Origin of the sequence: Arsenicicoccus bolidensis DSM 15745, assembly GCF_000426385.1 — a bacterium.
In the GTDB taxonomy this organism is placed as follows: domain Bacteria; phylum Actinomycetota; class Actinomycetes; order Actinomycetales; family Dermatophilaceae; genus Arsenicicoccus; species Arsenicicoccus bolidensis.
In genome coordinates, this window is the sequence record NZ_AUFG01000003.1 from 24232 (window position 1) to 42649 (window position 18418).

Sequence of the window (18418 nt, forward strand, 5' to 3'; positions counted from 1 at the left end):
TTGCCATCACGGCGAGCACCGTTTGGGGTCGATGCCCCGAGATGCCGTCATCGAAGTCTTGAAAGCACCGGCAGAGGTGGGCGAGCTGACCCGGTCCAGCAGGAGCCGAGTGCGCGGACGCCGACGACCCGTCGATCGAGCTGCCGTGCTCGCGGCGGAGGTGGACCAGTCTGGCGTCGGCCAGGGACGCAAGGAAGGCCCGCAAAATGAGATTGATGAACTGGTGGGCTGCGCTGGGATAGTCGCCCCTTTTCAATGAGCCGTATTGCCAAGCGCCAGCGCCGGGTTTCGTGCGGGTAACTGGCTCTCCGAATAAAGGTCCCGACTCGCCTATGAACTGGCCGAGTGGGGATCTGTTCGACTCACCTTCCAGTGATGAGCATCTCACCTTCCGGTATTACGAGTAGGACGCCCGCGGTCAAGAGCCCACGTCAGGACGCCTCCAAGAGATATGCCATCCCTCATCGTCGACCTGACCTTGAAGAAGATTCTGTAGGCGCATCGGCCCACATGCTCCTAGGGGCAGTCGCGAAGAGGATGGCGGCCAGAAGAAACCCGTTGGTGATGATGGCTGTAATGGGACTCGAGTTGACCAACGCGATTACCGGGGTGAAGAGAACGCCAGCCGTCACTGTCAGCGGGAGCCTTCGACCAGCGGACGCGACCCCCGCGACAACCACGGCGCAGACGGCTGCCTCGATGAATACTCCGGTGAGGTGCAGGTTAGCGAAGCCATCCGCGACATAGTTGGCGTTCGCCTGCACAGCGGCGTTACCGGTCATGTGCTTGCCGACTGTGAATCCAGCCGTGCTCAAGTAAGGCGAGGGGCCAAGAAAACTCAAGAAGCTGTCACGCCAACCGATGACGGGGTTCTGGTCGAACACCGCCCAGTGAGCCGCCGCGAGGTTGCCCGACACGAGGATGAAGCGATCGATGAACAGCGCGGTCCACAAGCTGGTGCCCCTCACAAGGTCAGCAGCCAATGACAGAGAGACAAAGCCAATGATGCCAGCACCCACGTGCAGTCCAGACAGGTGACGCACCACCCTGATGCCGGCAATGACCACCAATATGCCTATGCCGGACAGGATGGTGGTCTTAAACCCCGTGATGGAGTAGATGAGGAATTGACCGACGAAACCCGCAGTAATCAACCAGCGACTGCCACCCGTCGCGCCACGCGTTATGAGGAGGGGGTTGATCACATTTCCCTGGAGGCGCACGAGGTATCCGAGGAGGGCCCCCTGGGATGCGATCGTGTCACGATACGAATCGCGAATGGAGTACACCTGAGTGAGGTCCAGGGAGGCCATGGTGAATCCGGCATTGAGGCCCATGTAAGCATACGTGGATAGCGAGAAGGTGGCAATGGCCAGCCAGTAGAGTTGAGGCTCGACGGGGATAATGGGGGAGACGTCGGTTGGAATCCCCCTAATCAAGAGGACCATTGCGATAAAGGAAACGCCACTCACCGCAGTGATCACGTTTGCCTGATCGGGAGTGCACAGCTCGGTGTAGTGGGGGACCATCATGAGGGGGACGATCATGATGAAGTACATAATCCAGATCATGACGTCTGCCGCGGTCTTGACTAGTTGCGGCAGCATCAGTCCCACGAGGTAGAGACCGCCGAGGCTGAATGCATAGTTGACCAGGTCGGGAGCGCGGTATTGCTCGCCCATGTATGAGAACGTCGGGCTGACGACCAACTCATAAGCCAGCCTAAGCACGTACGTATAGGCGACAAGAGACGCGGCCAACCACAGGGCGTGGAGCGCCGGTCCTCGACCATGCTCGCCGCGGCGGCCGGCCGCATTGACTTGCTGAGACCGCCGAGACCGGGTAGGGGTGGGGGTCACGTCGCCCACCCCGTGCGGGCTGGTGACGTGAGAATGCGCTCGGCCAGGGCCGCGGTGCTTAACCATAGATTTTCCCTGCAGCGCGCCTCTCGCAAGGCATCGCTCGCGTAGAGAGCCTTTACGGCCGCCTCGCTAGCCATTACGTTGAATAGCTTGGGCGTGAGGTCTTCGCCCGCTTCGAAGACCGGACCGCTTGATGGATTCCTGATCAGGTGCTGCACGATGTCGTTGGTCGGTAGAGCGACGCGCAGGCCGGTTCCCATGGCCTGCTGGATCGTGATGGCGGGCATCGCCGGCCACACCCCTAGGTCACTGGCATTGAAGAGGGCGTTGAGCCGTGCTGCAGTGGTGAATTCGAACAGCATGAAGTGTTCGGAGAACCCGGATTGACGGACGTGTCGTCGGAGGTCATCACTGGTCGACGACCGGTCGAGACCTGCTAAAACGATTCTTATCTTGCGGCCCTGTCGTATGTGCTGGAGGGCGGCCTCGATCAGTGCGTCAAAGCGCTTTTGCGGCTGGACCTTGCCAGGGGCGATGATCGTAAACTCGTCTTCGGCGATGCCCAACTCCGTCCGAGCTTCCCGCCGCAGGGCGGGCGACCAGGAGAACACCTCGTCGTCGTAAGCAAGGGGGAGAAGTTCCATCTCGTGCCCCGCCGAAAAGGGTGCGAGCCGTCGAATGGTTTCAGGTGTATAACCGTAGAGGTGGTCGGCTCGGCGGTTGATGAACTGATAAAGCCTTCCCTTGGTGGCGCTAAAGATGCGGAACTTGAGAGCGGCAGCCTGGGGGGAGAGCGAGGCGTACATGGCAGAGTTGTCCCCATACAGCACCGACTTGCGCGCCTGGGTGCGCGCAAGGGACGCGGCCAATGGAAGCAGGTGGCCGGGAAAGACCTGGATGATGTGATCGAAGGGACGAGCCTCGACGGCGCGTACGGCGCGGGGAGACCACACCATGGATCTGACTTCGGCCACGGGCAGGCGCAGCAGGGTAACCCCCTCCTCCGTCGTGGTGCCCGGTTGGTAACGCCGCTCCAGTCCCAGCGCTTGGATGTGCGCGTCCTTGAAGATGGGATTGACCTGATCTCCGGTTAGAACGTAGGTATCCGCCGACTTCCTGAGTGCTCGAACGAGGCCGATCTCTTGATAACCGCTGAACCAGTCGAAGAAGCCGGAGATAACGAGGATCCGCGGGCGCTCATGCATAGCCACGTTAGCCTCGCAACCCGGACCAAGAACGGTGGCGGCGGGCGGTTGACATTATGAAGCGAACAGCCCGGTCTGAAGTATTCCCAATCGCGTAGTCCGCCGGGAGCGTGGGTCCCTGTTCCGCAGACAGGTTGGGCCGGGCCATCACATCACGTACGCCGGCCTCGACATCGTCGGGGCACAACCCGGTCATCATGATGCCGCCCGTGTCGAGGGCCTCGGGACGCTCGACCGAGTCGCGCAGAGTGATGGCGGGGAAGCCCAGCATCGTGGACTCCTCAGCGATGGTGCCGGAGTCAGACAGCACGCAGGCTGACGCCAGCTGGAGTTTGTTGTAGTCGTGGAACCCCAGCGGATCGCTAAAGGTCACCCCCTCCGGCTCGCTCCAGTTGGGAAGGCCCTCCAACTTCTTGCGTGTGCGCGGATGGGTGCTGACGAACACCGGCAGGTCATAGGCGTCGTGCACCCGTACGAGGCAGCCCAGCAGCTTACGCAGCCGCTCAGGGGAGTCGACGTTCTCCTCGCGGTGGGCGCTGACCAGGAAGTAGCCGCGCTCCTGGAGACCAAGCCGATCGAGCACATCAGACGCCTCGATCTGGGGTCGGTAGTGCTCGAGGACCTCGCGCATGGGCGATCCCGTGAGCAGGATCCGGCGGGGGTGCAGGCCCTCGGCGAGCAGGTTGCGGCGGGCGTGCTCGGTGTAGACGAGGTTGAAGTCCGCGACGTGGTCGACGAGGCGTCGGTTGGTCTCCTCGGGCACGTTCTCGTCGAAGCAGCGGTTGCCTGCCTCCATGTGGTACACGGGGATTCGCATGCGCTTGGCCATGACTGCAGCGATGCACGAGTTGGTGTCGCCCAGCACGAGGAAGGCGTCCGGGCGCTCCTCAAGCAGCAAGGCCTCCACCTTGATGAGTGTCTCGCCCAGGACGTGTCCGAGGGAGCTGGTATCCACCCCGAGCATGTGGTCCGGCTGGCGAATACCGAGGTCGTCGAAGAACACCTGGTTGAGCGTGTAGTCGTAGTTCTGCCCCGTGTGCACCAGGACGTGGTCCACCGTCTCGTCCAGCCGGGCCAGCACGCGGGACAGACGGATGAGCTCAGGGCGGGTCCCGACGACGGTCATGACCTTCAGGGGCATGCTTTCTCCTGGCGGACAGGCTCCCAGAAGGTATCGGGAGCGGCGGGGTCGAAGAGGGTGTGAGTCCAGAACTGCGTGAGCAGCTCGGCGTCTCCGACGTTGGTGATGTTGTGGACCCACATGGTCGGCATGTCGATGGCCACCGGGTTGGCGCCGTCGACCTCGAAGTCGATCACGTCATCGTGGAACACGCGGCGGAGGGAGATGCGAGCGCGCCCACCCAGCACGACGAACCGCTCGATCTTGCCGAGGTGGTAGTGCTCGCCCCGGGTGATGCCGCACCGCGTCGTCGACACGAAGGTCTGCCCCTGCCCGCCGTGGCTGCGCACGGTCTCGACCAGCCGGCCCCGGTCGTCGCTGTGGGGTGTGAGCTGGATGGGGTAGGCCTGGGGGAAGAGCGCCGCGCGAAGGGTGTTGAAGAGGTTGACGTCGAAGGTGGGTGGTAGGGCAGGGATGTCGCCGGTGCGGTATGTCTCGCGGAAGGACACCAGCTTGTCCAGGACCTCCTGCACCGACGTCGGGTGAGGCTTGGGCGCCAGCTCGGCCTGATCCGTGGAGAGGGCGTCGATGAGGACCTGCGCGGCGTCCTGCACGTGGAGGACGCCGATCTCCTTGTCCTGCACGGAGGTCGGCGCCTCGTCGCGAGCGACCGCGTGGGCGAAGGTCGCGACGAAGGAGTTGTAGCCCGGCCGGCCGTGCTCGCCGAACAGGTTGGGGAGCCGGACGTCCACGACCTTGGCGCCGCTCGCCCGCAGCGCCTCCGTGGCACGGGACTTCCCCCGGCCGTAGGGCGAGTCGGCCCCGGCGTGAACCGTGTTCGCGTAGACGACGGTGCCGATCGAGCCCGAGCTGCGGACGGCCTCGGCGACGGCCTCCGCGAGCTCGACGTTGCCGCGCTCGACCTCCTCGTCGGACGCCCGGTTGACCCCGGCCACGTGCAGCACGGCGTCACAGCCCTGGACCAGCTCCGGCATACGGCTGAAGGACTCACGGTCCACGGCCACGACCTCGTGGTCGGTCAGAGCCGCCAGGCGGACCCGCGTGTGCCAGCCGAGGAATCCTCCTGCCCCGGTGAGGAGAACCTTCACAGCCCACGCTCCAGCAGCAGGCGGACCTCGGGGAGCGTTTGCAGGAGCTCCTTGGTCTGCTCGACGTCCAGACGGGTCGTGTTGGCCGAGTTGTAGGCCTCGAGCATGCGGGGCTTGTCCTCGCCCTCCTCGACGTACTTCTCGTACTGCAGGGACCTGGCGTCCAGCGGCACCCGGAAGTAGTCACCTTCGTCGGAGGACCGCAGGACCTCCTCCCAGGACAGGAGGGTCTCGTGCAGCTTCTCCCCGTGGCGGGTGCCGATGACGTCGATGGTGGGGGAGTCGTCACCGAAGAGAGAGGCGACACCGCGGGCGAGCACGTCGACGGTGCTGGCCGCCGCCTTGCGCACGAACAGGTCGCCGGGCTCGGCGTGCTCGAAGGCGTGGAGCACGAGATCCACGGAGTCCGCGAGCGACATGAGGAAGCGCGTCATGTCCGGGTCCGTGATCGTCAGGGGCTTGTCCGTGCGGAGCTGGTCGACGAACAGGGGGATGACCGAGCCACGGGAGTACATGACGTTGCCATAGCGCGTGACGGCGACGGTCGTCTTGCTGCGGGGGTTGTTGCGGGCATAGGCCTGGGCCGTCTTCTCCATCAGCGCCTTGGACATCCCCATGGCGTTGACGGGATAGACGGCCTTGTCCGTGCTGAGGCACACGACCGTGCGGACCCCGGCGGCCGCGGACGCCTCGATCACGTTGTGGCTGCCCTGGACGTTGGTCTTGACCGCCTGCTGGGGGAAGAACTCGCACGACGGGACCTGCTTGAGCGCCGCCGCGTGGAAGACGAAGTCGGAGCCGCGCACCGCTGCTGCCACGCTGTCGATGTCGCGCACGTCGCCCAGGAAGAACTTGAGACGGTCGTCGCCGAAGTCCTTACGCATCTGGTCCTGCTTGGCCTCGTCGCGACTCAGGATGTGCACCTCGGCGGCGTCACGATCGAGGAGGTGACGTGCCATGGTCTTGCCGAAGGAACCCGTTCCGCCTGTGATGGTGACGGTTGCTCCAGACATGGTGTTCATGCGGGGTCCTTCGCTCGTGAGTTGTCATGACGTGCTATGGCCCGGCCCAATGCCAACCAGGAGATGTGGGGATCAAGGGGAGGTTGCCAGCCGGATTGCTCTAGCCAGGACGGGGCTTGTTGCTGACCTCGCCAGAGAGTCTCCAGGCGCCGTTCAATCCCGGCCGACCTCGGCACTATGGCGCTGGCGAGACAGGTCACGGCTAGGAGCGCGGAAGCCCATGAGTCGGAGACGCGATGCGGTTCGCGTCCCCCTAAGGCGGTGAGGACCGAATGCGTGGTAAGTCCTTCGCTTGGATGGTGCACGACGGATGGCGTAGCCAACGGCGTTGTGGCAAGCCAGGCAATGGCGTCGGCAACGTTTTCTACGAGAGCCTGCGGTGTCGGCTGCGCCGTCTTTGGTACGACGGCCAGCGGGGAGCGGGCGAGTCGGGCGATCGACCGCGTGACGGCTCGGCCCTCGCCATGGACTCCACCAGGTCGGTAGATGACCCAGTCGTGGCCCCCAGCATCCTTGAGTGCAAGCTCGCCTGCAGCCTTGGCCTGGGAGTAGGGCGAGAACGGATCTAATTGCCACGCACTGTCAAGGACAGGACGTCGCCCTTGAACGGCTGCGCTGCTCACATGAACCGTACGGCCCACCCCCGCCAGACGGGCAGCGGTCAACACCACCGCCGGCAGCACTGCGTTGGCGGACCACAAATCTGGGCTTTCGCCGCTGCGTGCTGACGCCATGCCCGCCGCATTCACGACCGCGTCAGCACCGGCAAATGCCGTGCCAAGGGCTGTGACCATGGCGTCGTCCGGGGCAGTCACGTGAAGACGCGGTGCGCTGACGCGGCGTGTCACGATGCCTCGTCCCTCAAGGGCCGTCGCGACGGCTGACCCTACAAACCCGGTGCCGCCAAGGACCACGACCTCCGTCATCGTGCCCCCGCCGCTCGCTCCAGCAGGTCCAGCAGCGCTGAGGCACCGGCAGCTTCGCTGAGGTGCTCCGAGTAAAAGGCCCTTCCATTCGCACCCATCGACGCGAGAGCAGGCGCATCGTCCAACATCTCAGCCAGAGCTGCTGCGATTGAGCCGGGGTCTCCCGGACGGGCCGTGCGACCTGCTCCGGCCCGCCGAACCAGGTCAGCACCGTCGCCCGCCAGGATCCCCAATACCGGGTGCCCGGAGCACATCGTTGCCTGGAGCTTGCTGGGCAACGTCATGGCGAACAGTGGGTCATCAATCAGAGTCACGACTTGCACGGACCCCAGCGCGAGGATATCTGCCATGCGATCGAACGGCTGGGGGTCAATAAATGTCACATTGTCCAAGTCAAGCTCGCGGACCTGTTCTCTGAGCTTAGGCCGGGACACGCCATCCCCGACAAATGCGAATTGAATATCCACTCGCCCACGGAGCAGGGCAGCAGCCTCAATCAGGACGTCAAGCCCCTGCACCTCACCCATGTTTCCGGCGTACATGATCACATGGGGTGCGACAATTCCTAGCGACGAGGCGAGCGCTGGGTTGCGTCCCACAGGCCGGAAGGCCTGTTCGTCGGCCCAATTCGGCACCACAGAGAGCTTTCCTGTTGGCACACCGCGCAACGTCAATTCGTCAGCCATCCCCGGGGAGGTGACAGCAATGTGATGCGCCGCTCCGTAGACGGCGCGGAGCCCCGCGTTAATGCTCCCACGAGCTAACGCACCGGCGCGACGCGGGAGGAAGCCGCTGGAAAGGACACTGTCAGGCCAAAGGTCCTGCACGTGCAGCACGTAAGGAACCTTCGCAGAGGCTCGCGACACCATGGCTGGGAGTGAGGCGGTCGCGGGTGAGCAAAACACGAGGTTTGCGTCTCGATCCCACAAGGTCGCAGCAGCGGTCAGGCTACCCGTGGCTGCAAAGGAGGCGTAGTTCGCCATGCGCCGCAGGGCGCTGCGGTCGTGGCTGGGATAGATCACGCTGCGCCGCACATCGACCCCGCGGAGGGTCTCCCGTTGGTAGGGGCGCATCCTGTATCCCGGGTAAAGGCGGCCTGCTGGATAGATGGGAAACCCTGTGACAACTCGAACGTCGTCACCCCTGCGCCCAAGCGCCCGGGAGATGGTCCCTGACAGGGATGCCGAGCCTACCTCTGGGTCGTACCAATGTGTGATGAACCCTAGTTTCATGATGCCACCCCTACAGCCCAACGAAGGATCTCAGGTAGCCGGGAATACCCGGCCAAAAGAAGCCCTGAGGCGGCGAGTCCGGTGACGGATCGCTTGTGAACGGCGACGGTGATCACTGCCGAGATCCCGGCGGCGAGCGCTGCGCTCTGCGCATGCGTCCAGCCATGTTGTGAGACCAGCCGTTGGTATACGTGCTCGCGATGTGCTTCCGTCAGCGGCGAACCCCGGCGAGCGCGTCGGACGACAGTGGAACCCGTGTCAGTCAGGTAGACCGAAAGGGGCGCGATGCAGGCCATGGCCGACCACCCGTCCCGTTGGGACAGGATGCCCGCTGCGAACGCGCCGCCGAACAAGTAGCTGCCTACATCGCCTAGGAAGAGACTGGCCTGCGGCATGTTGTAGGGAAGGAAGCCCAAGCCCGCGCCCGCGGTCGCTGCTCCCAGCTCGACTAGAGCGCCACGGTGCGTCGAGGCGCCAACTCGCATCACAGAAGCCCCCCACAGGGCGGCCGTGAGCCCCGACATTCCATTGATGCCATCCATGAAATTGGTTGTGTTCACTGCCACGGAGGTGACAGCGGCGCCGACTACCGCGCCTGGGGTTCCGCCCAGAAACGCCTGCCCCATTACCCCCCCTACCACACCCTGGGCGATCAGACGGGTGAAGGGGGGCAGCCCGCGGATGTCGTCAAGCCGCCCGATTCCTGCGAGGGCACCGGCCCCCGCAAGGGCTGTCCAGGCAACGTCATGGCCAGCCACCTGGGCGGCTGCTGCGGCAACGCCGATACCCGTTGCGCAGGCAATCCCTCCGCCACGGGGGGTTGGAGACACGTGTGACGACCTGTGGTTGGGCATGTCCAGAAGACCTGTGAGGCGGAGGTGACGAATGGCGATAGGGCAGACCAACGCCGTCGCGGCTGCCGAGAGCAGCAGTGCTCGGGAGCCGATCACGATGCATCGCTCGGTTGCGCATCACGGACAGGCCGAAGTGTGGGAACGGGCCCCCGTCCTTCACGCGCGCAGCCGCGCATCCAGCCGGCTGCTCGCTCGTGAGTCAAGGGCATCCCGTCGACGGTGTTGCCGTCCAGGGCAGGCACGTCGACTGACGTGACCAGTCGGTGGGTGGTGGCGCGCGACCTGTCGGCTGCGTTGAACAGATCCTCAGACATCTTCTCGCCCGGCCGCAGGCCGGTGTAGACGACCTCGATGTCATCGCGGCCCGACATGGCGATCAAGGTCTCTGCGATCTCCCGGATGCGCACCGGCGTCCCCATGTCGAGCACCATCACCTCCCCGGCATGGCCCATCACGGCGGCCTGCATGACGAGCTGGCAGGCCTCGGGGATGAGCATGAAGTAGCGCTGCACGTCGCGGTGGGTGACCGTGACGGGGCCGCCCTTGGTGATCTGCCGGGTGAACGCGGGGATGACCGAGCCGCGCGACCCCAGGACATTGCCGAAGCGGACGCTGAGATAGCGTCCCGGGGCGTGCTGAGCCATGTCTGCCGTCAGCCGCTCGGCGATGCGCTTGCTGTAGCCCAGCACGCAGACGGGATCGGCCGCCTTGTCGGTCGAGATGTTCACGAAAGTGCCGACGCCGGACCCCTGCGCAGCTCGTAGGACGTTCAGGGTGCCCAGGACGTTGGTCTTCCACGCTTCCAGCGGATAGCGCTCGAGGAGGGGCAAGTGCTTCAGGGCGGCCGCGTGGAAGACGACGTCCGGGCGGTGCTGCTGGAAGACTCGATGCATGGCCTCTTGGTCGCGGATGTCGGCCAGGACGATGCTGTCGCTCTCAAGGAGCCCGTGGCCGTCCAGGTCCAGCTGCACCGACTGGAGCGCAGACTCGTCGCGGTCGAGCATCACCAGCTTCGACGGGTGAAAGTTCGCGATCTGGCGACACAGCTCGCTGCCGATGCTGCCGCCCGCGCCCGTGACCAAGACGGTGCGACTGTCGAGCTCGCTGGCGATGGCGGCCTGGTCCAGCGTGACCGGTCGACGACCGAGGAGGTCCTCCAGGTTGACGTCGCGGATGTCGTGAGAGGTGGGGGTGCGGCCCACCATGGCGCTCATCGTCGGGACGACCAACGGCTTGACGCCCGCTTCAGCTGCAGCCTGTCGCAACTCGCGGATGGTCTCTGCGTTAGCGCTGGGGATGGCGATGACCATCTTCTCCGCGTCGTAGGCCTCCGCCGCCTTGGCGATGTGGTCACGCCCACCGCGGACCCGAACCCCGTCGAAGGAGCGTCGGCGCTTCCCTCTGTCGTCGTCGAGGAGGGCTACGGGGATGTAGGGGGACGTCGGGTCGTGGCGCAGGTTGCGGATGAGGAGCCGACCGCCGTTGCCCGCGCCGAAGACGAGGATCCGCTCCTTCCCCTCCAGGGTCGCCCAGTGGCGTTGGCGGGCGGCGCGGATGACGAAACGGATGGCCATCATGGCTAGCGAGGCGATGAGCGCCGCCATGACAGGGACGGTGCGGGGCACGACGATCGGACGAGCAGCCAGCGCCCACGCCATGAGGCCGGCGCACACGATGGCGACCGTGGCCGCCACCTCGAGCACCTCCTCGAAGGAGCCACGGACGTGCCCCTTGCGGTAGGGGCCAGTGAGGAAGGAGGCCAGGACGTGTCCCATGGCAGCTGCGCAGGCGACGATGGCGGTGTTGCGGACTAACGTCGGCTCCACCTCATAGGCGTGACGTAGCCACGTTGCACCGTAGATCGCGACCACCCAGATGACGGCGTCGATCAGACACCATGACACCCGGACCAGGCGATCCCGGCGGCGGTGGGTGAGCATCCTGACTCCTCGGATAGAGGTACATGACCCACAGTGTCAGTGGACATACAGAGAGTAGCCCAAAGTCCAACAATCAGCGCACGTAAGGTCCGAAAAATCACGGATTGTCTATGAGCACTCAACTAAGTGTCAACATTCATGGATCCGGCCAGCGATCGCCACGTACGGTGGCCCCATGACCTCCGCGGCGCGCATCCTCATCGTCTGCACCGGCAACGTGTGCCGGTCTCCCTACATCGAACGGCGGCTCCAGCACGAGCTGGATCTCGCCTGGGGCCACGGCGCCGTCGAGGTCAGCAGCGCGGGCACGGGGGCCCTCGTCGATGCCGCCATGGAGCCGGACGCGCTGTCGCGCCTGACGGGTGCCGGAGGAGCGGGGGAGGACTTCCGGGCACGGGCGATCACCCGTGAGCTGGTGGCGGACTCCCAGCTCGTCATCGTCGCGACCCGCGACCACCGAGGTGCCGTCAGCCGGCTCTATCCGCGTGCGCTCGCCCGCACGCACACGCTGCGGGACCTGGCTCATCTGGCTGCGGGCGTCCGTGACGACGAGCTGCCGCCCCGCGCCTCGGCCCGGGAGTGGCTGGACCAGGTCGTGCCGCTCATCGCGTCGCAGCGGGGCCTGCGACCCCCGCTGGAGCCGCGGGAGGCCGATGTCATCGACCCCTTCCGCCAGGGGCGGGACGTCTTTGACACTATGTCCACACAGGTCGAGGACGCGCTGCCGCAGGTGCTGCGCGTCCTCGGTGCCGGTGCCGGGAGCCGCTAGACCGGCGTGCTCTCCCGGTGGGCGCCGGAGCCCGTGGGCGTCCGCTCGACCGGGCCGGCGGGCTCGGACGACCGGTAGGCGTAGCGCTCGCCGTAGTAGGAGTAGCCGTCCGCGCCCTTCGTTGGAACGCGGTTCATCACGAGGCCGAGAACGCGCGCGCCCACGGTCTCCAGGCTCTCGAGGGCCCGGTGGAGGTCTTCCTTCTTGATGACTCCGGCACCGACGACCATCACGGCGCCGTCGGCCAGGCGGGACACCACGGCGGCGTCCGTGACGGGAAGCACGGGCGGGGCATCGATGATCACGTAGTCGAAGCGTTGGCGGAGCTCGTCGAGCACCGCGCGCATGGGGTCCGAACCGAGCAGCTCGCTCGGGTTGGGCGGGATGGGGCCGGCCCCGAGGACCTGGACGTTGTGGCCGAAGGGCTGGAGCACGTCGTCCAGCTCGGCGTCGCCGATCAGCACGGTGGTCAGGCCGACGCCTCCCTCCAGGCCCATGTACTGCAGCAACCGCGGTCGCCGCAGGTCGCCCTCGATGACGCAGACGCTGGCGCCGCTCGCGCCCAGGGTGAGCGCCAGGTTGGCGGTGGTCGTCGACTTGCCCTCACCCGGCAGGGACGACGTGAAGACCATGACCTTGGGGTGGTTTGCCGCGTCGACGAACTGGAGGTTTGTGCGCAGCGTGCGGAAGGCCTCGGCCCGGGTGCTCTGCGGGTCGCCCTGCACGATCAGCGGGTGCGTCTTGGCGTCGGGGTCGAAGTGGATGCCGCCGATGATCGTCTCGTCAGTGACCTCCTTGACGTCGCGCTCGCCCTTGATGGAGGTGTCCAGCAGGTCCCGGAGCAGGGCGAGGCCAAGGCCCAGCAGCAGGCCCAGCAGCAGGCCCATGGCAAGGTTGCGGGCGGGGCGGGGCGCGACCGGCGTGGAGCCCTCGGTCGCGGGCCGCACGACGGTGGCCTTGACGGGGCTCTCCTGCCCGGCCTTGACGGACTGGAGCTCTTGGACCGTGGAGGTGAACTCCTCGGCGACGGCGTTGGCGACGCGAGCGGCCTTGGCCTTGTCGCGGTCGACCACGGAGACGTTGAGCAGGACGGTGTCGGGCGGGGTGGTGGCGGTGACGGAGCGCGCCAGGGTCGCCGCGCGGTCGATGCCGAGCGCGTCGTGCACCGGGTCGAGCACCTTCGGCGACGTGATCACGTCGGCATAGGTCTTCATCTGCTTCTGGGTGAACGTGCTGCCCTGAGCCAGCTCGGCCGTCGTCTCGCTGTTGGCTGTCGAGATGAAGAGCTGTGCCGTGGACTGGTACGTCCGGGGCGTCAGGATCGTCAGCGCCGCTGCGGCGAGCACGGTCAGGCAGGTGACCCCGACGATGATGCGCCAGCGCTTGCGAACGACGCGGAGGTAGTCCTGCAGGTCCACGAGCGGTCTCTCTTCTCCCAGGCGCAGACGTCACAGTCGGCGCACATCTGAATACTTAGCGTAATACTAACGGGTGAAACGGGGGCGAGGTAGGACCTACCCGCCAAAACCCTGCTTGGGAGACACGTTGTCGACATACGTCGCCATCGAGTCGGTGCGCAGGTGCTCGGCCAGCGTGGCCATCTGGCTGCGGCTCATGACGACGATCGACATGTTGTTGGGGCCCGGCTCGGCCGCCACCCACGGTGCCGTCGTCGTGTGAATGTCGCCGCCGCGGACGTTGCGCATGCTGAGCGCGGCCTTCTGCATCTCGTCAACGGTGAAGCCGCTGTCCACGGTCATGTTGCGCGTGCCGGCGTCGAGATAGCTCGAGAACTCGCGGGGGTTGAGCAGCACGTCGCGGGACAGTCCCTTGGTCAGGACGGCGCGGATGAACGCCATCTGCCTCTTGCCCCGGCTGATGTCGCCCTGGTCGAGGCCGTAGCGCTCGCGCACCCAGGCCAGACCCTGCGTCCCGTTGAAGTGGCGGACGCCCGAGTCGGTCGGTACGTCGACGCCGCCGATCGCGTCGGTCATCGACTTGAAGCCGTTGAAGTCGATGGTGGCGACGTGGTCGATCGGCACTCCGATCAGCGGCTGGATCGTCTGCACCAGCAGCGGCGCGCCGCCGTACTGGTAGGCCGCGTTGATCTTGTTCTTGCCGCGCCCCGGGATGATGACGTAGAGGTCGCGGGGGAAGTGGACGAGGTCGACGCGCTTGCGGTCGTCGGACACGTGCGCGACGACGATGACGTCGGAACGCCCCTGGTCGGAGCCGCGCGAGTCGCTGCCCAGCACCAGGTAGTTCAGCGAGTCCTTCGACGTCGCAACTTTCTTCGGCTGCGCGACCTCCTCCGAGGCGGTGCCGAGGATGGGCTTGCCGCCGGACAGGATGGGCTTGCCCTGCTGGTCGACGATCTGGCCCTTTGCGTCGACGTGCGCTGCCCCGGCGTCGACCGGTTTGCCCTGCTGGTCCGTCACGATCTTGCCGCTGCTGTCGACCAGGTTGCCCTTGTCGTCCTGCGGGACGATCCGGTGCTCGGCCGGCGCGTCGGGCAGGAGGGGCGCGCGCTGCACGTTGTCGGACACGGTCCGGCGCAGGTGCCAGGCATAGCCGCCGACCGCGGCGGCGCACAGCACGAGGACGGCGGCGAGCGTCCACGCCAGGGGCTTGAGCCACCGGCGTCGACGTCGGGGCTCGGCGTGACCGTCAGGGCCCGCGTCGGGCGCCTCGACGTCGCGCTCGGTGGGAGAGGGAGGGACCGGCATACGACCAGAGTAGTTGCCTGGGGGAGTGATGTAACACAAAGCAACCGTCAAGCACTCTGCGTTGTCGCTCCGTGTGACCGGTTGGGGCCCCGCTCGTCCGGAGCGGACGGCGACCGGTGGAGCTCATGATCGGATGTCCGGCACCGCTCGCGCTCGCACGCTGAGGCAACACCTCTGCACCCCGCGGGCTGGGGTCTGCCGGTCAGCGGCGCACCCGATAGCGCAGGTGGAGCACCCGGTTACCGACGAGCGCCACGGCAGGATCCTCCAGGAGGTGCTGCGCGTCGACGGACCCGAAGTAGCGCCTGCCGGAGCCGAGGACGACCGGCGCCACGTCCATGCGCACCTCGTCGACGAGGCCCGCCGCCAGGGCCTGGCCACCGACGTCGCCCGCGGCGACCTCCACGATGCGGTCACCCGCGAGCTCCTGCGCCCTGGCCACGGCGGCCTCGACCCCCTCGACGAAGTCGAACGGTGCCGTGGGATCCCAGCCTTCGGGCGGCGGCCGGTGGGTCACGACCACCACGTGATCGATCCCGCTCGGAGGTGTCCCGTCCCAACCGTCCGTCAGGTCGAAGACTCGGCGGCCGACGACGGTCACCCCGATGCTGTCCCAGTAGGGCCGGGTGTAGTCGTGGGACGCCTGCGACACCGTGAGGGCGCCGCTCGCGTCCAGGGGGACGTCCCCGCTGACGAGCCAGTCGAACAACGGCCCGGGCTGGTCGTTCTCGTCCGCGACGAAGCCGTCGACCGAGACTGATGCGTACATGACTACCGTGCCCATGGGGTGCTCCTCTGTATGTGTTGGGGGGGACTCACGCTAGGGGCGGGGGAGCGGCGGCTCTTGTAAGAAATCAATCGGTCGGAAGCGACCAGCTGTCGAGCACGTGACCGGGATGCTCGCGCAGGAACCGCTGACGGACGCCGACATATTCCGTGGGTGTGAGTCCCGTGAACTCGCGGAACTCGTGACCGAAGTGGGCCTGGTCGAAGAAGCCTGCGCCGGCCGCGAGGTCGGCCCAGTCGATCCGTTCGACGGGGTCGAGCGAGAGCAGGGTGGCGGCGAAGCGGTAGCTGCGGGCGAGCCGCTTCGGCGTGACCCCGACGACCTCCTTGAACCGCTGGGCCAGGTGAGTGCTGCTGACGCCGGCTGCCACGCTCAGGTCCCCGACCACGACCACCCCGCGGGTCGCCGCGATCACCCGGCTGGTGTGGCGACCAGCCCGAGACCGGTCGTCGCGCGCATCCGCCCCATCAGCTCGTCCTCGAGCAGGGCGAGCATCTCCGCCGGGCCGGCTGCCGTCGCCAGCCGGTCGCGCAGCTCGTCGCTGGCCGACCGACCCCACGCCTGCTCGATCGTCACCGGCCGGTCGCACAGCTCGCCGGCCGGCATCGGCAGGAACGAGGTCGCTCCCCAGGGCTTGAAGTGCACCCCCACGGACCGGGTGCTGACCGGGTAGCCGAACTCGATGGCGCGGGTGGGCGTCGTCACGACGCAGCCGTCGGAGTACTCCTCCGCCTCGGCGCCACTGCCGGCGCGGATGCGCAACGGGTCGCCGAGGTTGACGACGAGGAACGCCGCCGGCGACGGCGGCAGCCGCAACCGGGCGTATGGCGGCGCGCCCTCCAGGTAGTAGAGGTCGTCGATCAGCTCGTCCAGTGGCGGCCGCGGCACTCTGGAGACGTACTCCATGCGCCCAGCATCGCCGATCACCGCGGCGACCGGCTGGCGGCGGCGTCGGCATACGGCCGAAAGCCGGCGCCGCCGGGGCTGCCGCCCGGCGCAGGCTCACTCCGGAGAGGGCTTGCCGCGGATCGGGTGCCCCTTCATCCCGGCCATCCACAGCACGACGTCAAGGTGCCGGAGCGTTAGCGTGCCATCGCCGAGGTCGGCACCTCGACTGATCGCCTCGCTGACGACGCGGTCGAGACGCTCCCGGACGACGTCGTCCCGCATGATCGCGGCGAAGGCGGGCCAGTCGGTCGAGTAGCCGGGCGTGAGGCCGAGGAACTCCAACACCACGCGGTCGCGGACAGGGAACAGGTTCGGCCGTTTCCGCGCGCAGAGCTTCGACGCCGTCACCCACGGGTTGGCGCCGAGAGTCGCCTTGGCGAAGTTGTGGAACTCCGCCATCTGGTGGGCAAGCTTCGGCGCGCTGTCATCCTCGAGCCGAGCAGAGGCGGGTAGCCGCTCCAGGAGCTCCGAGGCCCGCTGCGCATGGTTGTCGTCGAGAAAGCGCCGGATCGCGAGCGGCAGCACCCTCACCGACAACGTCGTCACCGCGAGCAGATCCGCCGGTCCGATCGACATGGGGTCGTTCGGAGCGAGGTCAGTGAAGGTCGATCCGGCGTAACCCCTCGCGGGGTCGTAGTACCGCACAAGGTGGTCAGCCGCGCAAGGATCGCCCACCGCACTCCGAGCACGTTCGACGGCTGCGGAGCACAGCGTCTCGTCGACCACCCAGGCCGCAGTCTCAGGCGCGCCCATCACGCACCTCCTCGTCCAGCACGACACCCTCAAGCTCGAGGTCGCTGACGATGCTGATCTCCTCGTCGGCGACCGGCTCGGCTCCCGGCATGCTGAAGGCCTCGTGGATATCCACCGAACCAAGGTCCGGGTACTTCTCCAGCAGGAAGCGACGTCGGTAGACGAAGTCCGCTGTGTCCACGATGGATTCGAGCGTCGCCCAGTTGAGCGCCCCGGACACGGCGATGCCCGCGGCAGGAACAACCTTGCCCAGGCTCTGCTGTGTCCAACGGACGTTGAACGACTTCGCAAACTGTGTGGTGATCTTCGAGAGCACGGACTTGTTCAGCTCGTCCCACGTCTTCTTGCGCACGAGAGCCTGGGTCAGTTTTGAGACATCCTTGAGCGCAGCCGATTTCGCGCCGCTCGACGCAGCTGTGCCTGCGTTCACCACTGACATGATGAAGACCTTCTCGGCCGGCGCCTCGGGGTCGTAGCCATAGGTCAGCGCAACCTGCCCCGCGGCCCTGGAGGAGAGGGCGAGGACGGCGGCAGCATCCGCGACGAATGCGCCCGCCACGGCGGCACCCCCTGGCGCAGCGCTTGCGCCGGCCCCAACCACGACCACGAGCTGTCCGCCCGTCATCGCCAACGCAGCTCCCGCACCCGACATCGCGGCAGCCAGCGGGTAGGACCAGCTCGTTGTCCGCCCGCGGAGCTCGTCCACCTGCTCGAGGTCGAGGCGGCGCACGTCGGCGAGATGTTTGACCTCGTGGCCCGCCTTCTGGTGCTTCTTCACGACGCCCTTGGGCGAAAGGCCGACGCGGGACGCGCGCGCAAGGCTGCTGCCGATCGACGTGACAGCCGTTCCGGTCCAATTAGGACTGCTCGCTGCAGCCTTCTTGGCAGCCTTGCTGGCAAGATCCGCGCCTTTCGACGACGCCACTCGCGCTCGGTCGACGATGGCCTTCGCCTGCGGTCGCGCCTCGACCTGAGCGTGGGCCTTGTCCCCGAGGCTGACGGCCAAGTTGCCTACCTTCGAGGCAGCCTTTCCGGCGGCTTGGTTGACCTGAGCCACGCCGCTCGACATCGTGCGCCCCTGGAACTCCTGAACCTCACGCCACGCATCCAGCTCGTACTGCGACGGTATCCCCATGCACGGAACGTAGCCAACGAGCCCGGGGGC

17 protein-coding genes are annotated in these 18418 nt (G+C 66.5%); 1 reads left to right on the forward strand and 16 read right to left on the reverse strand.

Annotation, left to right across the window (positions count from 1 at the left end; all coding sequences use genetic code 11):
- Positions 1–461 precede the first annotated feature (461 nt).
- From K313_RS0102420 to K313_RS0102450, 9 genes are all read right to left on the reverse strand, one after another.
- Positions 462–1682 carry a hypothetical protein gene (locus tag K313_RS0102420; RefSeq protein ID WP_156911105.1) on the reverse strand — a complete coding sequence of 407 codons (1221 nt, stop codon included), beginning with the start codon at positions 1680–1682 and terminating at the stop codon, positions 462–464.
- Positions 1683–1855: 173 nt separating this feature from the next.
- A complete protein-coding gene (locus tag K313_RS0102425; protein ID WP_029210277.1) occupies positions 1856–3067 on the reverse strand; it encodes a glycosyltransferase in 1212 nt (403 codons plus the stop codon).
- Between the two features lie 7 nt (positions 3068–3074).
- Positions 3075–4202, reverse strand: a complete 1128-nt coding sequence (gene wecB, locus K313_RS0102430) for a non-hydrolyzing UDP-N-acetylglucosamine 2-epimerase (protein ID WP_029210278.1) — start codon at positions 4200–4202, stop codon at positions 3075–3077.
- Complete coding sequence (locus K313_RS0102435) at positions 4199–5296, reverse strand: polysaccharide biosynthesis C-terminal domain-containing protein (protein ID WP_029210279.1); 1098 nt, start codon at positions 5294–5296, stop codon at positions 4199–4201. The genes wecB and K313_RS0102435 overlap by 4 nt, the downstream gene beginning before the upstream one ends.
- Entirely contained in the window at positions 5293–6318 is a 1026-nt protein-coding gene (locus K313_RS0102440; RefSeq protein ID WP_029210280.1) for a polysaccharide biosynthesis protein, read from the reverse strand. The genes K313_RS0102435 and K313_RS0102440 overlap by 4 nt, the downstream gene beginning before the upstream one ends.
- Positions 6315–7244: an NAD-dependent epimerase/dehydratase family protein gene (locus K313_RS24835; protein ID WP_084412379.1), complete on the reverse strand. Its 930-nt coding sequence runs from the start codon at positions 7242–7244 to the stop codon at positions 6315–6317. Before K313_RS24835 ends, K313_RS0102440 begins: the two co-directional genes overlap by 4 nt.
- Complete coding sequence (locus tag K313_RS22825; protein WP_029210281.1) at positions 7241–8476, reverse strand: glycosyltransferase family 4 protein; 1236 nt, start codon at positions 8474–8476, stop codon at positions 7241–7243. The genes K313_RS24835 and K313_RS22825 overlap by 4 nt, the downstream gene beginning before the upstream one ends.
- A complete protein-coding gene (locus K313_RS24840; RefSeq protein WP_420804896.1) occupies positions 8473–9330 on the reverse strand; it encodes an MraY family glycosyltransferase in 858 nt (285 codons plus the stop codon). Before K313_RS24840 ends, K313_RS22825 begins: the two co-directional genes overlap by 4 nt.
- Positions 9331–9422: 92 nt before the next feature.
- The gene (locus K313_RS0102450) at positions 9423–11270 is read right to left on the reverse strand and encodes a polysaccharide biosynthesis protein (protein ID WP_029210282.1); all 1848 of its coding nucleotides are present in this window, start codon (positions 11268–11270) and stop codon (positions 9423–9425) included.
- 175 nt (positions 11271–11445) lie between these two features.
- Between K313_RS0102450 and K313_RS0102455 the strand changes: the two genes are divergently transcribed.
- Entirely contained in the window at positions 11446–12039 is a 594-nt protein-coding gene (locus K313_RS0102455) for an arsenate reductase/protein-tyrosine-phosphatase family protein (protein WP_029210283.1), read from the forward strand.
- Here K313_RS0102455 and K313_RS0102460 read toward each other — a convergent pair.
- The 7 genes from K313_RS0102460 to K313_RS24370 form a co-directional block, all read right to left on the reverse strand.
- Complete coding sequence (locus K313_RS0102460) at positions 12036–13457, reverse strand: tyrosine-protein kinase domain-containing protein (RefSeq protein ID WP_029210284.1); 1422 nt, start codon at positions 13455–13457, stop codon at positions 12036–12038. The genes K313_RS0102455 and K313_RS0102460 overlap by 4 nt on opposite strands.
- A 96-nt stretch (positions 13458–13553) precedes the next feature.
- A complete protein-coding gene (locus tag K313_RS0102465) occupies positions 13554–14765 on the reverse strand; it encodes an LCP family protein (protein ID WP_029210285.1) in 1212 nt (403 codons plus the stop codon).
- A gap of 202 nt (positions 14766–14967) precedes the next feature.
- Positions 14968–15549 (reverse strand): dihydrofolate reductase family protein, encoded by a 582-nt coding sequence (locus K313_RS0102470; protein ID WP_029210286.1) that lies wholly within the window; start codon positions 15547–15549, stop codon positions 14968–14970.
- Between the two features lie 70 nt (positions 15550–15619).
- Positions 15620–15967: a helix-turn-helix domain-containing protein gene (locus K313_RS24095; RefSeq protein ID WP_205621790.1), complete on the reverse strand. Its 348-nt coding sequence runs from the start codon at positions 15965–15967 to the stop codon at positions 15620–15622.
- Positions 15964–16458, reverse strand: a complete 495-nt coding sequence (locus K313_RS24100; RefSeq protein ID WP_205621791.1) for a DUF6597 domain-containing transcriptional factor — start codon at positions 16456–16458, stop codon at positions 15964–15966. The genes K313_RS24095 and K313_RS24100 overlap by 4 nt, the downstream gene beginning before the upstream one ends.
- Before the next feature lie 96 nt (positions 16459–16554).
- A complete protein-coding gene (locus tag K313_RS21975; protein ID WP_029210287.1) occupies positions 16555–17253 on the reverse strand; it encodes a DUF6308 family protein in 699 nt (232 codons plus the stop codon).
- The gene (locus K313_RS24370) at positions 17240–18388 is read right to left on the reverse strand and encodes an EcsC family protein (protein ID WP_029210288.1); all 1149 of its coding nucleotides are present in this window, start codon (positions 18386–18388) and stop codon (positions 17240–17242) included. Before K313_RS24370 ends, K313_RS21975 begins: the two co-directional genes overlap by 14 nt.
- Positions 18389–18418 lie beyond the last annotated feature (30 nt).

Bases quoted from the DNA above. Each gene is read 5' to 3' on its own strand.
- K313_RS22825 (WP_029210281.1), bottom strand. From the start codon at position 8,476: ATGAAACTAGGGTTCATCACACATTGGTACGACCCAGAGGTAGGCTCG.
- K313_RS0102440 (WP_029210280.1), bottom strand. From the start codon at position 6,318: ATGAACACCATGTCTGGAGCAACCGTCACCATCACAGGCGGAACGGGT.
- K313_RS0102465 (WP_029210285.1), bottom strand. From the start codon at position 14,765: ATGCCGGTCCCTCCCTCTCCCACCGAGCGCGACGTCGAGGCGCCCGAC.
- K313_RS21975 (WP_029210287.1), bottom strand. From the start codon at position 17,253: ATGGGCGCGCCTGAGACTGCGGCCTGGGTGGTCGACGAGACGCTGTGC.
- K313_RS0102425 (WP_029210277.1), bottom strand. From the start codon at position 3,067: ATGCATGAGCGCCCGCGGATCCTCGTTATCTCCGGCTTCTTCGACTGG.
- K313_RS0102420 (WP_156911105.1), bottom strand. From the start codon at position 1,682: ATGGGCGAGCAATACCGCGCTCCCGACCTGGTCAACTATGCATTCAGC.
- K313_RS24370 (WP_029210288.1), bottom strand. From the start codon at position 18,388: ATGGGGATACCGTCGCAGTACGAGCTGGATGCGTGGCGTGAGGTTCAG.
- K313_RS24100 (WP_205621791.1), bottom strand. From the start codon at position 16,458: ATGGAGTACGTCTCCAGAGTGCCGCGGCCGCCACTGGACGAGCTGATC.
- K313_RS0102470 (WP_029210286.1), bottom strand. From the start codon at position 15,549: ATGGGCACGGTAGTCATGTACGCATCAGTCTCGGTCGACGGCTTCGTC.
- K313_RS0102450 (WP_029210282.1), bottom strand. From the start codon at position 11,270: ATGCTCACCCACCGCCGCCGGGATCGCCTGGTCCGGGTGTCATGGTGT.
- K313_RS24840 (WP_420804896.1), bottom strand. From the start codon at position 9,330: ATGCCCAACCACAGGTCGTCACACGTGTCTCCAACCCCCCGTGGCGGA.
- K313_RS0102455 (WP_029210283.1), top strand. From the start codon at position 11,446: ATGACCTCCGCGGCGCGCATCCTCATCGTCTGCACCGGCAACGTGTGC.
- K313_RS24835 (WP_084412379.1), bottom strand. From the start codon at position 7,244: ATGACGGAGGTCGTGGTCCTTGGCGGCACCGGGTTTGTAGGGTCAGCC.